This is a genomic window from Pannonibacter phragmitetus DSM 14782 (assembly GCF_000382365.1).
GTDB lineage: Bacteria > Pseudomonadota > Alphaproteobacteria > Rhizobiales > Stappiaceae > Pannonibacter > Pannonibacter phragmitetus.
The window spans coordinates 498,843-514,092 of record NZ_KB908215.1 but is presented as its reverse complement, the minus strand read 5'-3'; the positions used below and the strand labels follow the sequence as shown (position 1 = coordinate 514,092).

Below are 15,250 nucleotides of genomic sequence, written 5' to 3'. Positions count from 1 at the left end.
GGATTTCGTGAATGACCACCCTCATCAAGGACAAGGACTGGTGGCGCGGCGCGGTGATCTATCAGATCTACCCGCGTAGCTATCAGGACTCCAATGGCGACGGCATCGGTGATCTGGCGGGTATCGTCAGCCGCATTCCGCATATCGCCAGCCTTGGCGCGGATGCCATCTGGATCAGCCCCTTCTTCACGTCGCCGATGAAGGACTTCGGCTATGACGTGTCCGATTACTGCGACGTGGACCCCATGTTCGGCTCGCTGGCCGATTTTGACCGGGTGATCGAAACCGCCCATGCCCATGGCATCAAGGTGCTGATCGACCTCGTGCTGTCCCACACCTCCGACAAGCACCCCTGGTTCGAGGAGAGCCGGCAGAGCCGCAATAATCCGCGTTCGGACTGGTATGTCTGGGCGGACCCCAAGCCGGATGGCACGCCGCCCAACAACTGGCTGTCCATCTTCGGCGGCCCGGCCTGGCACTGGGATGCAAGGCGTGAGCAGTATTACCTGCATAATTTCCTTGTCTCTCAGCCGGACCTGAACTTCCACAATACGGATGTGCAGGATGCCCTGCTGGACGTGGCGCGTTTCTGGCTGAAGCGCGGGGTGGATGGCTTCCGCCTCGACACGATCAACTTCTATTTCTGCGACAGGGAACTGCGTGACAACCCGGCCCTGCCGGTGGAGGAGCGCAACGATCTGACGGCGCCGAAGGTGAACCCCTACAACCACCAGCGCCATGTCTATGACAAGAACCAGCCTGAGAACCTGGAGTTTCTGCGCCGCTTCCGCATGGTGCTGGACGAGTATAACGCGGCCACTGTCGGCGAGATTGGCGACAGCCAGCGCGGGCTGGAGCTTCTGGGGGAATATACCCGGGGCGATGACCTGATGCAGATGTCCTATGCCTTCGAGTTTCTGGCAAACCGCCCGATGACCGCGCCCTATGTGGCAAGCGTCTTTGAGGAGTTTGACCGGGTGGCTTCGGAAGGTTGGGCCTGCTGGGCCTTCTCCAACCACGATGTGGTGCGCCACATCACCCGCTGGCATCTGACGCCCGCTGCCGCGCGCACCTATGCAACGCTGCTCATGTGCCTGCGTGGATCGGTCTGCATCTATCAGGGCGAGGAACTTGGCCTGCCGGAAGCCGAACTTGCCTTCGAGGATCTGCAGGACCCCTATGGCATCGAGTTCTGGCCGAAGTTCAAGGGCCGCGACGGCTGCCGCACGCCGATGGTCTGGAACATCCAGCAGCAGAGCGGCGGCTTTTCGGAAGCCCGGCCCTGGCTGCCGGTGCCCAGCGAGCATTATGGGCTCGCCGTGGATGCGCAGGAGACTGATCCGGCGGCTTTGCTCCACCACTACCGCCGCGCCATTGCCTTCCGTCATGCCCATCCGGCGGTGATGAAGGGCAGTCAGTCGCCGATGACGGTGACGGGGGATGTACTCAGTTTCTCCCGGCAGCTGAATGGCGAGACCATATTCTGCGCCTTCAATCTCTCGGATACGCCAGCCGATATCCGCATCCCTTCACATGAGTGGGAAACGATCGGGCATGAGATCGGCAGTGTTTCGGAGCATGACGGCATCATCGCGCTTGGGCCGTGGGGCGTCAGCCTCATGCGCAGGCGCTGAAGGCAAGGGGAAGGGCCGGCAGATGGCAGATCTGAAGCTTACGGACGTGGCCAAATCCTATGGCGGCGTCAACGTTCTCGGCAACATCAACCTGGACATCAGGAAGGGTGAACTGATCGTCTTCGTCGGCCCCTCCGGCTGCGGCAAGTCAACCCTGCTGCGCATGATTGCCGGGCTTGAGAAGATCTCCGGCGGCACTCTGGAGATTGGCGGCGAGGTGATGAATGACGTCCCACCCGCCCAGCGCGGCATTGCCATGGTGTTCCAGAGCTATGCGCTCTACCCGCACATGACCGTGCGCGACAACATGGCCTTTGCCCTGAAGATTGCCGGGAAGAGCAAGGCAGAGATTGACGCTGCCGTTGACCGTGCTGCCGGTATCCTGCAGCTGACGCCCTATCTCGACCGGTTGCCCAAGGCGCTTTCCGGCGGCCAGCGCCAGCGCGTGGCAATCGGACGGGCGATCGTGCGCGATCCCAAGGTCTATCTCTTCGACGAGCCGCTTTCCAACCTCGATGCGGCGCTGCGGGTGGCTACCCGCATCGAGATTGCCCAGCTCAAGGAGCAGATGCCGGACAGCACCATGATCTATGTGACCCATGATCAGGTGGAAGCCATGACACTCGCCAGCCGCATCGTCGTGCTGGCTGGCGGCGGCATCAGCCAGGTTGGCACACCGATGGAGCTTTATCAGAAGCCGCAGAACGAGTTTGTCGCTCAGTTCATCGGCAGCCCGGCGATGAACCTGCTGCCGGGCGAGATCATCGCCACCGGCGAGATGACCCGGGTGCGGCTGGACAGCGGTCTGGAGGCAGTGGCCGCCATCCCGACCCGTGACGGCGATATGGGCCTCAAGGTCAATCTCGGCGTCCGGCCCGAGGATCTGCGCGAGACGGAGGGAGATCCGCTGTTCACCGGTACGGTGGATATCATTGAGGCGCTGGGCGAGGTGACGCTGCTTTATTTCCAGAAGGATGATGAAGGGCGGCAGGTGGTCGCAAAGCTGCCGGGCATCCGCTCTGGCCTGAGGCATTCCGCCGTACGACTGAGCGCAGCGCCCGAGGCGCTGCATCTCTTCCATGACGGCGTGTCGCTGCTCTACCGCTGACAGAGGCTTTCAGGCAGCCTTGCCGATGGCCTCGATCAGCGCCTCGACCTGCGGCCCGAACAGGGCTTGGGTATCAATGGTGTAGCGCCCGCCCGAGGCTGTGCGCAGCTGCAGGGCAGGCACGCCCTGCGCCCTCATGGCCTGCATCAGGTCCATGCCGTCGTTGATCCACTCCTGCATGGCAGCTTCCAGCGCCGCGTCTGCGGCTGCCAGCCTCTCAGACGCGGCCTGCAATCCCGCGTCATTCAGGATCTCTGCAAGGGCGGCCGGACTGGTGATGTCCTTGCCATCGACATATCGCGCTGCCTGCAGCGCCTTCAGGGCCTTGTGCAACTCATCCGGTTCAGTCAGGCGCACGGCGGTGAGCGCGAGATTTGCAGGGCCGCTGTCGATCCTCTGCGTGCCGCCGAACAGCACGTTCTGCCGGTATACATCGCTGAAGGGCTGGCCGGTCATCGCCGTGATCCGCTCGTCGGCCTTGACGATGTAGGAGGCAAAAGCCGGGTCCATGGGCCGCGCACCTGCTCCGGCAAACAGGCCCACCGGCTGCAGGGTGACCGTGATGCCGGGCTCTGCCGCGAGCCGTGCAAGCCCCGGACCGGCGCCGTAGCACCAGCCGCAGAGCGGATCGAAAAGATAGATGATCTCAGGGTTCACGGCATCGCCTCTGCTGATGAGGCAGGTCTTATGGCATGTTCCCTGGCGAGGAAAAAGAACGCCTGCGTGGATGACGTGTCCACGCAGGCGAGACAATCGGTGCCGGATTGAGCGTCATGCGCCAGCAAACGTAAGGCTGACCTTGATGGCTTGCGAACGGTCTCCGGCAATGCGGAAGGCTTCTTCCGCGTCTTCCAGCGCAAAGCGGTGGCTGATGATGGGCTTCACATTGATCTCGCCGCTGTCGATCAGACGCGCAGCAAGCGCATACTCCTCATGGAAGCGGTGCGTGCCCACGAACTCGATCTCCTTGCCGACGATCAGATTGACCGGGATGGGCAGATCGCCGGTTACGCCCACCTGCACGATACGGCCGCGCGGGCGGACGCATTCTATGGCCGTGCGCAGGGCAGGGGCCGCGGCGGAACATTCGAACACCACGTTGAAGTGACCCTTGTCCGCCTTGAAGGGCTCCAGCGCTGCGGGCTGGGTCATGACGTTGATGGTCTGTGAGGCGCCCAATTGTGCTGCCACAGCCAGCGTTGCGTCCTGCAGATCGGTGACGGTGATGCTGGCAGCACCCGCCCGTTTGGCTGCGGCCAGACAGAGCAGCCCGATAGGGCCTGCGCCGGTGATGAGCACGTGGCGGCCCTCAAGCGGCCCGGCCTGATTGGCAGCATGCAGGCAGACAGCCAGCGGCTCGGCGCAGGCGGCTTCCGCATGGTCTACATGCGCACCGACAGGCTCACACTGGATGGCATCGGTGACCACAAGGTCGCGGAAGCCGCCCTGTTCATGGGGGAAGCGCAAGGCGGAGCCCATGAAGCGCATGGCCAGGCAGTGGGCGAAAAGCCCTTCCGCGCAATATTTGCAGGTGCGGCACGGCCGGCTGGGATTGACGGCAACCTTCTGGCCCAGGTTGAGCGAGGTAACGCCCCCGCCAAGGGCTGCGATGGTTCCGGCAATCTCGTGGCCGAGGACGATCGGTTCGCGGACGCGGATGGGGCCGAAGCCGCCATCCTGAAAGTAGTGCAGATCCGAGCCGCAGATCCCGCCCGCGCCGATGGCGACAAGCACCTCACCGGGGCCGGGCTGCGGCACTTCAGCTGTTTCAATGCGCAGGTCATGCTGGCCGTAAAGGCGGCACACGCGAGTTTCCATGACGGTTCAATCCAGAAGATAGGCGGGCAGCCATGTCGCAAGTCCGGGGATGTAGGACACGAGCAGCAGCACGATGATGTTGGTGATGAGGAAGGGCGTGATGGCCCGGATGACCGGCGAAAGCGGCAGCTTGGCGATGTTGGCGCAGATGAACAGGCACACACCCACGGGAGGCGTGGTGAGGCCGATCATCAGGTTCAGCACCGCAAAGGTGGCGAAATGCAGCGGATCGATGCCGACGCCCTGGGCGAGGGCGAGGAGCGGCACAAAGAGGATGATCAGCGCCGCGATCGTTTCCATGAACATGCCGACAATCAGCAGCACGATGTTGATCAGCAGGATCACGACGAACTTGTTGTCGGTGATGGACAGAACACTCTCGGCAATCATCTGCGGGATGCGCTCGGAAACGAGGATCCAGCCGAAGACATTGGCAAAGCCGACGAGCGCGAGGATGGCCGCCGAGGAAACGGCGCTGTCGATGACAATCTTCGGCACTTCGCGGATGGGCAGTTCCCGGTAGAAGAACGCGCCGACGACGAATGCGTAGATGCTGGCGACAACGGCGGTTTCCGTAGGCGTGGCAAGGCCGGTCAGCAGGCCGCCGACGATGAGGCCCGTCATGGCCAGAGCCCAGAAGGCGCCGAGGAACGCGAGGCAAAGCTCGCGCACGCCCTGCCAGGGCTGGCGCGGAAAGCCTTTGCGCACGGCGATGATATAGGTCGTCACCATCATGGCGAGGCCCATCATGATGCCGGGAATGGCGCCGGCCATGAACATCTTGCCAACGGAAATTCCGGAGAGGGCGCCGACAATGATCATCGGCACGCTGGGCGGAATGATCGGCCCGACGGTGGAAGAGGCTGCCGTGATTGCGGCGGAAAAGTCCGCTGGATAGCCGGCCTTCTTCATGCCGGGGATCATCATGCCGCCGATAGAGGCCGCATCGGCCACGGCCGTTCCGGAAATGCCGCCGAAGAGCATGGACCCAGCGACATTGGCCTGTCCCAGGCCGCCGCGCATCCAGCCCACCAGCGCATTGGCAAAGCGCACGATGCGCCCGGTGATGCCGCCCCGGTTCATCAGGTTGCCGGCCAGGATGAAGCCGGGGATGCACAGGAGAACGAAGACATCGATACCGGCAAACATCTTTTGCGGCATGACGACGAGAGGAATGCCCTTGAACCAGAGGTAGGTCATGGAGGCGAGGCCCAGCGTCACCGCAACGGGGGCGCCGATGATCAGGCCGAGGGCGAAGACGCCGAAGAGAATGGCAAGGCTCACGGGGTTTCTTCTCCGGCTGCCTGCGGCAGGCCGTCACTTTCGCCGGTGGCGATGGACAGGAAGCGCGCAAGGGAAAAAATGCAGAGCGAGACGAGGGCAACCAGCATGCTGGCGTGAATGAAGTCCATCCGCCAGGTCAGGGCGGGGGATGTCTGCAGGGCGCCGATGGAGGTGAAGCGCCAGGCCGGGCCGATCAGGATCAGGCACAGCATCGCCGTCAGCAGGGCCGACAGCGCCCGCAGCAGCTTCGGCCAGGGGGCGGGCAGGCTCTCGCAGACCAGATCCACGTTGACCAGATCACCACTGCGGTAGGCAAGGCCGAGGCCGATGGCGGCAACATAGAGCAGGGCGAAGCGGGTGAGCTCCTCCGTCCAGACGGGTGACGAATGAAAGAGCGTGCGCCCGAGCACCTGAACGAGCACGGCGCCCATCAGGATGAAAAAGGCGGCTCCGGTGGCAAAACGGCTGACCGCTGCCACAAGCGCGAGGGCCTGTCTGAAAATCATGATTGTCTCCCGAAGGAGGCATGCTGCGGCCCGGGCGAGGTGCCGGGGCCGCAGCTGCCTTTTCACTTCATGAGGTCTTCAACGATCGGGCGGATTTCCGGCTTCACATTGGCCAGAACGGCCGGACGTGCCTTTTCGGCAAAGGCGGCAGCATCCACCTCGACAAAGGTCATGCCTGCGGCCTGAAGCTCCTTCACGAGGTTTTCCTCGTCGGCAAGGAACAGCTCACGCTCATAGGCTTGCGCCCGCTTGGCCGCTTCCATGACTGCCGCCTGATCTTCGGCGCTGAGCTGCGACCAGGTCATTTCGGAGATCGTGAGATAGATCCAGGAGCGCACATGCTCGGTCTTGTTCACGAACTTCTGCACTTCGGCAAAGTTGGCCGACTTGATCAGCGCCAGCGGGTTCTCCTGCGCATCGATCACGCCGGACTGCAGCGAGGTGAAGACCTCCGAGAAGGCCATCGGCGTGGGCTGGGCGCCCAGCGTCTTCCAGGTATCGACGAACAGCGGCACGTTCGGCACGCGCATGCGCAGGCCTTTGAGATCATCAGGGGTCTTGATCTCGCGGTTGGCGGTCAGGTTGCGCGGGCCGCGGGCAAAATAGGCGATGGGGCGGATCTGGGCGCGTGCCACGATCTCTGTCTTGATGTCCTCGCCGGTCTTGCCGGAGGCAACCTCGTCCATATGCTCCAGCGACTTGTAGGCGTAAGGCACGGCCAGAAGGGCTGCCATGGGCGCCCAGTTCTGCAGGCTTTCGCCGGTAATCGTCATGTCGGCCGTGCCAAGCTGCATGCCGTTGATCAGGTCGACTTCCTTGCCGAGGGACTCGTTCGGATAGACCTCGACCTCGATACGGCCGTTGGTGAGTGCCTTCAGTTCCTCACCGAACTTCACGGAGGCCTTGTGCCAGGTGTTCTGCTCATTGGCGAGGTGGCCAAGCTTGAGCACGCGCTCTGCGGCAAGGGAAGGGTTGCCAAGGGCAGTCAGGCTGGCAAGCCCGATGGCAGCGGCAAGGGCCTGCCTTGTGAAACGACGCATGTTTTTCCTCCACTTCATGTGATTATGGGGTGACTTGCACCTCTTCCATGTCGAACAGTTCCGGCCGGGCGGCCGCGATGTTCGGCAGGTCCTTCAGGATCTCCCGCAGGTGGGTCCGCATGGCCTCTCCGGCGCCTTGCGGGTTGCGGGTTTCGATCGCATCGACGATGGCCTCATGCTGGGCGATGAGGCGCGAGATCGGAAAATCGGCAAAGCTGAGATAGCGCACCCGGTCCATCTGGGCCTTGACGCTTTCCACCACGTCCCAGGCATAGGTCTTGCCGATCGCCCGGGCCATGGTGTGGTGAAAGGTTTCATCCAGCGCCATGAACACATCCTGCGCATCGGGAGCGACCTCGCGCTGGCGGGCGACCTGGGCGCGCAGGTCCGCGATGATGGCCGGTTCGGGTTCGCTGGCCAGCAGGTGAACCACATTCGCTTCGATGGCTTCCCGCACGAAGCGGATGTCCATCACGCGCTTGATGGAGATCTTGCGCACCAGGGTGCCGCGCTGCGGGCGGACCTCGACAAGGCCTTCCTCTGCGAGCTTGATAAAGGCTTCCCGCACGGGCTGGCGGCTGGAGCCGAAGCTGCGGGCCATCTCCGCCTCGGACAGAAGAGTGCCCGGCGCCAGCTCGCCGCGAATGATGCGCTGGCGCAGGTCACGATGCACCAGCTGGCCGACAGGAACGCCCGGTTCGGATGCGGCAAGTGGTCTGAGCGGCAGAATCTGACCCGTCATGTTCCCGTCCATTTTCCACACTCTCCTCTTGCCAGCATCATTTTCCATACTACCATACAAGTCAATATCAAACTACCATACTAGCCGGCAGGGGCGAGGGCATGCTATGCCTTCCCCCTGAAAGAGGCGGCAAACCGGGGCAACCGGAAGGCCCGAAGGACCGGCCGGGCCAGAAGCGGCGGGCCGGAAACAGGAGTGGAACGCGTGCGGCAGACCTGGCGCTGGTTTGGTCCCAAGGACCTTGTGAGCATTGACGACATGTTGCAGGCAGGGGTGGAGGGCGTGGTCTCCGCGCTTCATCACGTGCCGAGCGGCGCGGTGTGGACGCCTGAGGAAATTGCCCGGCGTCAGCGGGAGATCGCCACGCGCAGCGATGGCAGCCTGTCGGGGATCGCCTGGGAGGTGGTGGAAAGCCTCCCGGTCTCCGAGGACATCAAGAAGCAGAAGGGCAACTGGCGCGAGCACATCGAGAATTACAAGGTCAGCCTGCGCAATCTGGGCGCGGCCGGCATCGAGGTGCTTTGCTACAATTTCATGCCGGTGCTGGACTGGACGCGCACGGATCTGGCCTGGCGGGTGGACCATGGCGGCACCTGCATGCGCTTTGACCATGCGGATTTTGCCGCTTTCGACATCCACATCCTGCAGCGCAAGGGGGCGGCAGAGGACTTCCCGGCAGAGATTGCCGAAGAAGCGGCCCGCCGCCACGCGGGCATGAGCGAGGAGCAGAAGAAGGCGCTGGCCATCAACGTGGCCTTTGGTCTGCCCGGCGCTGCCGAACACATGACGCTGGACGATGTGCGGGCGCATCTGGCCGAATATGGCGCGATCGATGCCGACCAGCTGCGCCGCCATTTCATCGCCTTCCTCGAGGAGGTGATCCCGGTGGCGGAGCAGGAAGGCATCCGCATGTGCTGCCATCCGGATGATCCGCCCTATCCGCTGCTCGGCCTGCCGCGCATCATGTCGACGGAAGCCGACTACGAGGCGATTCTCTCGGCGGTGGACAATCCGTCGAACGGCATCACCCTGTGTTCCGGGTCGCTGGGCGCCCGTTCCGACAATGACCTGCCGGGCATGATGCGCCGCCATGGCGCCAAGGTGCATTTCCTGCATCTGCGCAACGTGAAGCGCGAGACGGATGCGCTCTTCGGCTCCTTCCACGAGGCTGAGCACCTGAAGGGCAATACCGACATGGTGGCGCTGCTGGCCGAGGTGGTGAAGGAAGAGGCGCGCCGCAAGGCAGAAGGCCGCAGCGATGTGTCGATCCCCTTCCGCCCGGATCACGGGCAGGACATTCTCGACGACCTCAAGCGCAAGGCACAGCCCGGCTATCCGGCCATCGGGCGGCTGAAGGGGCTGGCGGAACTGCGCGGCATCGTCACCGCACTGGAGCACGCCGAGCACGGGCTTCTCGCCCGCGCCTGAAACGGATTGTGTGTTTATCCTTGAACATGCGCTGCCGCAGGGCTACCTGCGGCAGCGCATTTGTGTCTGAGGGAGGAACATCAGCGGATGAATGGACTTGGCAGCCTGGCGGGGTTGTTTCTGGCTGCCTTTCTGGCGGCGACGCTGCTGCCTGCCCAGTCCGAAGGGGTGCTGGCCGCGCTGGTGATTGCCGGTGGCTGGCCGCTCTGGCTGCTGGTGGGCGTTGCCACGGCGGGCAATGTGCTGGGCTCGGTGGTCAACTGGCTGCTGGGGCGCGGCATTGCCAGTTTCCGGCACAAGCGCTGGTTCCCGGTCTCTGACAAGGCGCTGGCGCGGGCTGAGGGCTGGTATCACCGCTATGGCCGCTGGAGCCTGCTGTTCGCCTGGCTGCCCGTCATCGGTGATCCGCTGACCGTGATTGCTGGCACATTGCGCGAGCCGCTGGGCATCTTCCTGCTGCTGGTCACCATCGGCAAGGCCGGGCGTTATGTCCTCGTGGCGCTGGCAGCTTCCGGGCTGGCCTGAGTGGCGGAGGACAGGGAACCTGCATCCGCATGGGCCTGCCCCGGCCGGTAGCTGCCGACGAAATACAGCGGGCGCTGTTTCGTTTCGTTGAAGATCCGGCCTACATATTCGCCCAGAATGCCGAGCGAAATCAGCTGCACGCCGCTGAGGAACAAGAGGCCGACCATGAGCGACGCATAGCCCGGCACGTCGATGCCATGAAGCAGCACGTCGGTCACAAGGAACAGGCCGTAAATGATCGCAATGAAAGACACCAGAACACCGGCGATGGAGGCAAGCCGCAGGGGGACGGTGCTGAAGGCTGTCAGTCCGTTCAGAGCAAGCCCAAACAGACGCCGCATGTTCCAGCCGCTTGCCCCGGCGGTGCGCTCGGCCGGCTCGTAAGGGATCTGCTTCTGGCGGAAACCGACCCAGAAATACAGGCCCTTCATGAAGCGTGCACGCTCCGGCATGGATTTCAGCGCATCCAGCGCCGCCCGGTCCAGCAGGCAGAAATCGCCTGCGCCGCGCGGCAGCTTGATGTCGGAAAGCTGGGCGAGAAGCTTGTAGAAGAGCTTGACCCCGGCGCGCTTGGCCAGCCCTTCGGTCGGGCGGACAGCCTGTGTGGCATGGATGATCTGGAAGCCCTCGTCCCAGGCCGCGACAAGCTCGATGATCTTTTCCGGCGGATGCTGAAGATCCGCGTCGATCAGGACGGCTGCATCTCCGCGCGCGTGGTCGATGCCGGCGGTGATGGCAATTTCCTTGCCGAAGTTGCGGGACAGGGCGAGGATGCCGATGCGCGGGTCGGCAGCGGCAAGGCCTGCTGCCACCTCCAGCGTGCGGTCGCGGCTGCCGTCATCCACCAGCAGGATTTCAAAGCTGCGGCCAAGCCCCTCGAGCACCGGGATCAGCCGTGCCATCAGCGGCGCCAGATTGGCAGCTTCATTGTAGCAGGGGATCACCACAGACAGGTTCGGTGTGGGGATGCCCGGATTGGCCATTCTCGGATCTGTCATGAGGCGCGCTTTTGCCTTAAATGTCCCGCAGGATCGATTGAGCAGTAACTAGCCTTAGAGAGCGGGTTTTTCAAACAGTGATGTCCGGGAAAAAACAGGCTGTGCTGAGTGCTGATGACTATGGGCTGACGCCCGGCATCAGCGAGGGCATCCGCCAGCTGCTGCGCCAGCGGCGTTTGACGGCGACGGCAGCCATGACGGTGAGCCCCTTCTGGGCAGAAGAGGGGCGCCAGCTTCTGGCCGGGGCAGAGCAGATCGATGCGGATACCGGTCTGCATCTGACGCTCACCGATCACATCCCTCTGACCCAGATGCCGAAGCTGGCAGAAAGCGGGCATCTGCCGTCGAACGGGCGGCTGATCATCATGGCCCTGCGCGGCCAGCTGAAGGAAGAGGCCGTCCGGCGGGAACTTGCCGGGGAGATCGCCGCCCAGATCGATGCCTTCGTGGCTGTCATGGGCCGGGTGCCGGATTTCATCGATGGCCATCATCATTGCCACCAGCTGCCGGTGATCCGCGATCTTGTGCTGGAGGCTTTCGCAGCCCGCATCGCGCCCCAGGGCGGCTATCTGCGCCTGTGTCAGGAGCCGCTGCCGGCCATCCTGAAACGGGGCAGGGCCGTTCCAAGAGCGGCTGTCATCAGCGCGCTGGGCCAGGGCTTTGCCCGCAAGGTGAAGGCGGCGGGGTTCAAGGCCAATGACAGTTTCCGCGGCGTGCGGGATTTCACGGCGCGGGAGAAGACCGGCGATCTGTTCGGCCGGTTCCTGAGCGGCGAGGGGGAGCGGCCGCTGATCATGTGCCATCCCGGCCTCGTCGACGGGCATCTCATCGGGCTCGATCCGCTGACGGATCTGCGGGAGGTGGAGCTGGAGTATCTCGCCAGCGATGCCTTCGCCGCGCTTCTGGAAGAAAAGAACGTCCAGCTCGTCCGGTTCAGCGGCTTTTCCGTCCGCTGAACCGGAGAGCATCAGGATCAGCCGGTGATGGTCAGGCTGATCTCCAGCCGGTCATCCCAGCGGGCTGTCCAAAGACCGGGAGCAGGGGCGTTCTGCACGCCGCTCATGGAACCGGTGATGATCCAGTCACCCGCCTTGAAGCCGCCGAACCGGTCACCGCCTGCATTGACATAGGCCGTCAGCGAGCCTGCCGGGTCGATGTCGTTGGGGGTGAAGGGCTCGGCCTTGCCTTCGTGCATCAGTTCGAGGCGGGTGACCGGCGAAAGGATGTCGCCGGTAAAGGGCACGGGCGTGCCGAGGACAAGGCCGTCATTGGACAGGCAGTCGGCGATCTTCTCTTCCACTTCCACATCCTTCGCCAGCCACCGCGAGGCGCACAGCTCGAAGGCCAGAGCGTAGTGAGAGACAGCCGCAAGGACTTCGTCACGGGTATAGGGTTCGCCGTCGCGGAAGGGCAGATCCTGGCCAAGCTGCAGGGCGATCTCCGTCTCCAGAGCGTTGACGCGGGCAACGCTGGCGGGGCTCGTGAAGATGCGGCTGCCGTGGATCGGGGCCGTCATTGCGCCCTTCGGGCCGGTTTCGGAGGTTTTCCAGTGGCGGACCGGAGCGTCGCCCAGCAGCGCATGGACGCGGCGCTGGATCTCGTAGCCTTCCAGCATGGATTGCGGGCGGGCTTCTTCCGGCAGTCGCTCCAGCGCGCCGCCCTGGCGGCGGCATTCGGCAAGCATGGCACTGGCCTGGGTCAGGCGGGCTTCAAGGGCGGCATCAAGTTTCATTGTTCCAGGTATCTCCGGTTCGGGGCCGTGAGGTTAATCAGGTTCATGCGGGCTTGAGAAGGTCAATTCTGCCAGGGATCATCGCCCGATACCTTCGCCGCTGTTCCTGAAAGGAGACCTTTCGCCTTTCCCGAAGCTGTGACAGCATCGCGCCCGGGAGATTCTTCAAGATGAAAGAACTGACACTCCGGCAGGTCGAGGTCATCCGCGCCGTGATGATGGCCGGGACGATTGCGGGCGCCGCCAAGCTGCTGAACGTGTCGGCGCCCGGCGTCAGCCGCCTGATCAAATACACCGAGGATTCTCTCGGCGTGCGCCTGTTCGAGCGCAAGGCGGGCCTGTTCGTGCCGGTGCCCGAGGCGCAGAAGGTCTTCGACATGGTGCATCAGGTCTACCGGCAGATGGAGAACCTGAACCAGGCGGTGTCCTCCCTGCACAAGGGTGAGGAATTCACCCTGTCGATTGCCTGCGCCCCCTCGATTGCGCAGTTCATTGCGGCGCGCGCCATCCGCAATGTGCGCCAGCGCTTTCCCGATCTCTTCATCGACCTCAACATCCTCAAGATCGAGGAAACACTTGATTATCTGCTGCTGGAGCGCGGCGAGTTCGTGATCATGAGCTCGGCCATGGACAATCCGGCGGTGGATTGTCAGAAGCTGGTGGAGGGGCGCCTTGTTGCCGTGGTGCCGGAGGGGCACCGGCTGGCGGAAAAGCCTGTTATTTCCGTGCATGACCTGATGGAAGAACCAATCATCGGCATCGATGAAAGTGATCCATACGGGCGCATCCTGTCTCACCCTTACCGGGATGCCGGGCTGGAGCCGCGCTTTTCCATGCGCGGGCGCTTTGCCCAGACCATCGTCAGCCTCGTCCGGCATGGGCTGGGTGTTTCGGTGATCGACGAATTCTCGGTGGCGGAGGTCTACATGCCTGGCCTCGTGCGGCGCCCGCTGAAGGAGCCCGCGTCAATCAACGCCTGGGTGCTGACCAAACATGGACGGCAGCTCTCCAGCTTCGCCGAATTCACCGTCGAGCGTTTCCGCCACGAACTCCAACGCGCCCGCGCCCGCGAGGCTTGGGACCCCGCACCTTCAGCAACGGGAACGGGCTGAGATGCTGGATTAACATCATGTTACTATGACGGCAAAATCGGTATTTGCTGTTATCTCTGACTTCTGGCAATCAAGAGTTCGGGCGGCTCAAAAGGAGAATGGGCCGGGACCGTTCAAATGGGAGGATCTTCATGAAGAAGACGCTTATCGGCGCAGCTCTTGCGCTTGGGCTTGCTGTTGTTCCGGCTCTTGCCGAATATCCGGACAAGGAAATTCAGGGCATCATCCAGTGGGGCGCAGGCGGCTCCACCGACACGGTGATGCGCGCCGTCACCCCGCATGCCGAACAGGCGCTGGGCGGCAAGATCATCATGCAGAACGTCACCGGCGGCGTTGGCGCCCTGGCGCTCAACATGGTCGAGGCCGGTGATGCCGATGGCTACACCATCCTGTTCGGCGCGGAAAACCCGCTGCTCTACAAGGTGATGAAGCTGGGTGAGAAGGACTATTCCGACTTCACCCCGATCAATGTTCTGGCGCGCGGTATCCCGATCCTGGTGGCCCGTCCGGATGCTCCGTTCAACACCTTTCAGGAGATGATCGCCTACATCAACGCCAATCCGAAGGCGGTGAAGTTTGGCTCCACCGGTCCGGGCGGCCTGCCGTCTGTCGTGACCGCGATGATCAACCAGAAGACGCCGATCGACGTGACCTTCGTTCCCTACGACGGTGACGGCCCGGCCCTGACCGCCCTGCAGGGCGGCGCCATCGACGTGATGCCGGCGGTGCTGGGCGCTGCGGTCGAGAACATCAAGGCCGGCACGATGAAGCCGATTGCCCTGTTCGACGTCGAGCCCACCCCGGCCCTGCCGGACGTGCCGACCATCGTGTCCACCAACCCGGAATTTGCCGAACTGCTGCCTTGGGGCCCGTTCTTCGGCATTTTCGTGAAGAAGGGCACCCCGGATGACGTGGTTGCCAAGCTGGTGGCCGCTTATCAGGAGGGCGCCAAGAACGAGGACTTCCTCAAGCTGATGGACAGCCGCGGCTTCAAGATGATGTCCTATTCCGGCGCCGAGGCGGAAGACTTCCTGTCGAAGTGGCAGTCCACCACCAGCTGGCTTGTCTGGGAAGCGGGCCTTGCCAAGGCCTCGCCCGAGGAATTCGGCATTCCCAAGCCCTGATCCTCGCCATAAACCAGAGAACGCCGCCTGATCTTCCGGGGCCTGGCCGCCGACGGTAAAGGGAAAGCACCCTGCCGGGCCCCGGAAAACGCTTCTGAAGCAGCCTGCATCATGCATGATTTCATGTGACGCAGGCTGCCGAAGAGGGGCGGCGTTTTGCATGGGCAGGTGGTAAAACCCTGCCTGCCTGATCCGGCTG

Annotated in this window: 15 protein-coding genes; 7 read left to right on the top strand and 8 right to left on the bottom strand. The window is 63.3% G+C overall.

From position 1 onward, the window contains the following. Positions 1 to 11: 11 nt before the first annotated feature. Together bglA and H163_RS0102375 are read left to right on the top strand one after the other, a co-directional pair. Positions 12 to 1,634 (top strand): beta-galactosidase BglA, encoded by a 1,623-nt coding sequence (bglA, locus tag H163_RS0102380; RefSeq protein WP_019962942.1) that lies wholly within the window; start codon positions 12 to 14, stop codon positions 1,632 to 1,634. 22 nt (positions 1,635 to 1,656) lie between these two features. Beyond that, positions 1,657 to 2,742 carry an ABC transporter ATP-binding protein gene (locus H163_RS0102375; RefSeq protein ID WP_019962941.1) on the top strand — a complete coding sequence of 362 codons (1,086 nt, stop codon included), beginning with the start codon at positions 1,657 to 1,659 and terminating at the stop codon, positions 2,740 to 2,742. Positions 2,743 to 2,751: 9 nt separating this feature from the next. Here H163_RS0102375 and H163_RS0102370 read toward each other — a convergent pair whose 3' ends face one another. From H163_RS0102370 to H163_RS0102345, 6 genes are all read right to left on the bottom strand, one after another. Beyond that, entirely contained in the window at positions 2,752 to 3,399 is a 648-nt protein-coding gene (locus H163_RS0102370) for a DsbA family protein (protein ID WP_019962940.1), read from the bottom strand. Positions 3,400 to 3,513: 114 nt separating this feature from the next. Further along, positions 3,514 to 4,560 carry an L-idonate 5-dehydrogenase gene (locus H163_RS0102365; protein WP_026355367.1) on the bottom strand — a complete coding sequence of 349 codons (1,047 nt, stop codon included), beginning with the start codon at positions 4,558 to 4,560 and terminating at the stop codon, positions 3,514 to 3,516. Between the two features lie 6 nt (positions 4,561 to 4,566). Further along, on the bottom strand, positions 4,567 to 5,844 hold the full coding sequence (locus H163_RS0102360; RefSeq protein WP_019962938.1) for a TRAP transporter large permease: 1,278 nt from the start codon (positions 5,842 to 5,844) through the stop codon (positions 4,567 to 4,569). Continuing rightward, positions 5,841 to 6,350 carry a TRAP transporter small permease gene (locus tag H163_RS0102355; protein ID WP_019962937.1) on the bottom strand — a complete coding sequence of 170 codons (510 nt, stop codon included), beginning with the start codon at positions 6,348 to 6,350 and terminating at the stop codon, positions 5,841 to 5,843. The genes H163_RS0102360 and H163_RS0102355 overlap by 4 nt, the downstream gene beginning before the upstream one ends. A 62-nt stretch (positions 6,351 to 6,412) precedes the next feature. After that, positions 6,413 to 7,390, bottom strand: a complete 978-nt coding sequence (locus tag H163_RS0102350; RefSeq protein ID WP_019962936.1) for a TRAP transporter substrate-binding protein — start codon at positions 7,388 to 7,390, stop codon at positions 6,413 to 6,415. 22 nt (positions 7,391 to 7,412) lie between these two features. After that, the gene (locus H163_RS0102345; RefSeq protein WP_051105314.1) at positions 7,413 to 8,132 is read right to left on the bottom strand and encodes a GntR family transcriptional regulator; all 720 of its coding nucleotides are present in this window, start codon (positions 8,130 to 8,132) and stop codon (positions 7,413 to 7,415) included. Positions 8,133 to 8,336: 204 nt separating this feature from the next. On the opposite strand from H163_RS0102345, the gene uxuA reads away from it, so the two are divergent. After that, complete coding sequence (gene uxuA, locus H163_RS0102340; RefSeq protein ID WP_026355365.1) at positions 8,337 to 9,560, top strand: mannonate dehydratase; 1,224 nt, start codon at positions 8,337 to 8,339, stop codon at positions 9,558 to 9,560. 87 nt (positions 9,561 to 9,647) lie between these two features. Beyond that, the gene (locus H163_RS0102335; RefSeq protein ID WP_019962933.1) at positions 9,648 to 10,085 is read left to right on the top strand and encodes a YqaA family protein; all 438 of its coding nucleotides are present in this window, start codon (positions 9,648 to 9,650) and stop codon (positions 10,083 to 10,085) included. Here H163_RS0102335 and H163_RS22035 read toward each other — a convergent pair. Next, the gene (locus H163_RS22035; protein WP_244296052.1) at positions 10,046 to 11,083 is read right to left on the bottom strand and encodes a glycosyltransferase family 2 protein; all 1,038 of its coding nucleotides are present in this window, start codon (positions 11,081 to 11,083) and stop codon (positions 10,046 to 10,048) included. The genes H163_RS0102335 and H163_RS22035 overlap by 40 nt on opposite strands. Before the next feature lie 101 nt (positions 11,084 to 11,184). Between H163_RS22035 and H163_RS0102325 the strand changes: the two genes are divergently transcribed. Beyond that, a complete protein-coding gene (locus tag H163_RS0102325) occupies positions 11,185 to 12,039 on the top strand; it encodes a ChbG/HpnK family deacetylase (protein ID WP_208975290.1) in 855 nt (284 codons plus the stop codon). Between the two features lie 17 nt (positions 12,040 to 12,056). On the opposite strand, the gene H163_RS23555 is transcribed toward H163_RS0102325, so the two are convergent. Beyond that, a complete protein-coding gene (locus H163_RS23555) occupies positions 12,057 to 12,815 on the bottom strand; it encodes a hypothetical protein (protein WP_019962930.1) in 759 nt (252 codons plus the stop codon). Positions 12,816 to 12,985: 170 nt separating this feature from the next. Here H163_RS23555 and H163_RS0102315 point away from each other — a divergent pair, with 170 nt between their 5' ends. Both H163_RS0102315 and H163_RS0102310 read left to right on the top strand, forming a co-directional pair. Continuing rightward, a complete protein-coding gene (locus tag H163_RS0102315; protein ID WP_019962929.1) occupies positions 12,986 to 13,927 on the top strand; it encodes a LysR family transcriptional regulator in 942 nt (313 codons plus the stop codon). Positions 13,928 to 14,058: 131 nt separating this feature from the next. Beyond that, on the top strand, positions 14,059 to 15,051 hold the full coding sequence (locus H163_RS0102310; RefSeq protein WP_019962928.1) for a tripartite tricarboxylate transporter substrate binding protein: 993 nt from the start codon (positions 14,059 to 14,061) through the stop codon (positions 15,049 to 15,051). The last annotated feature ends 199 nt before the right edge of the window (positions 15,052 to 15,250 follow it).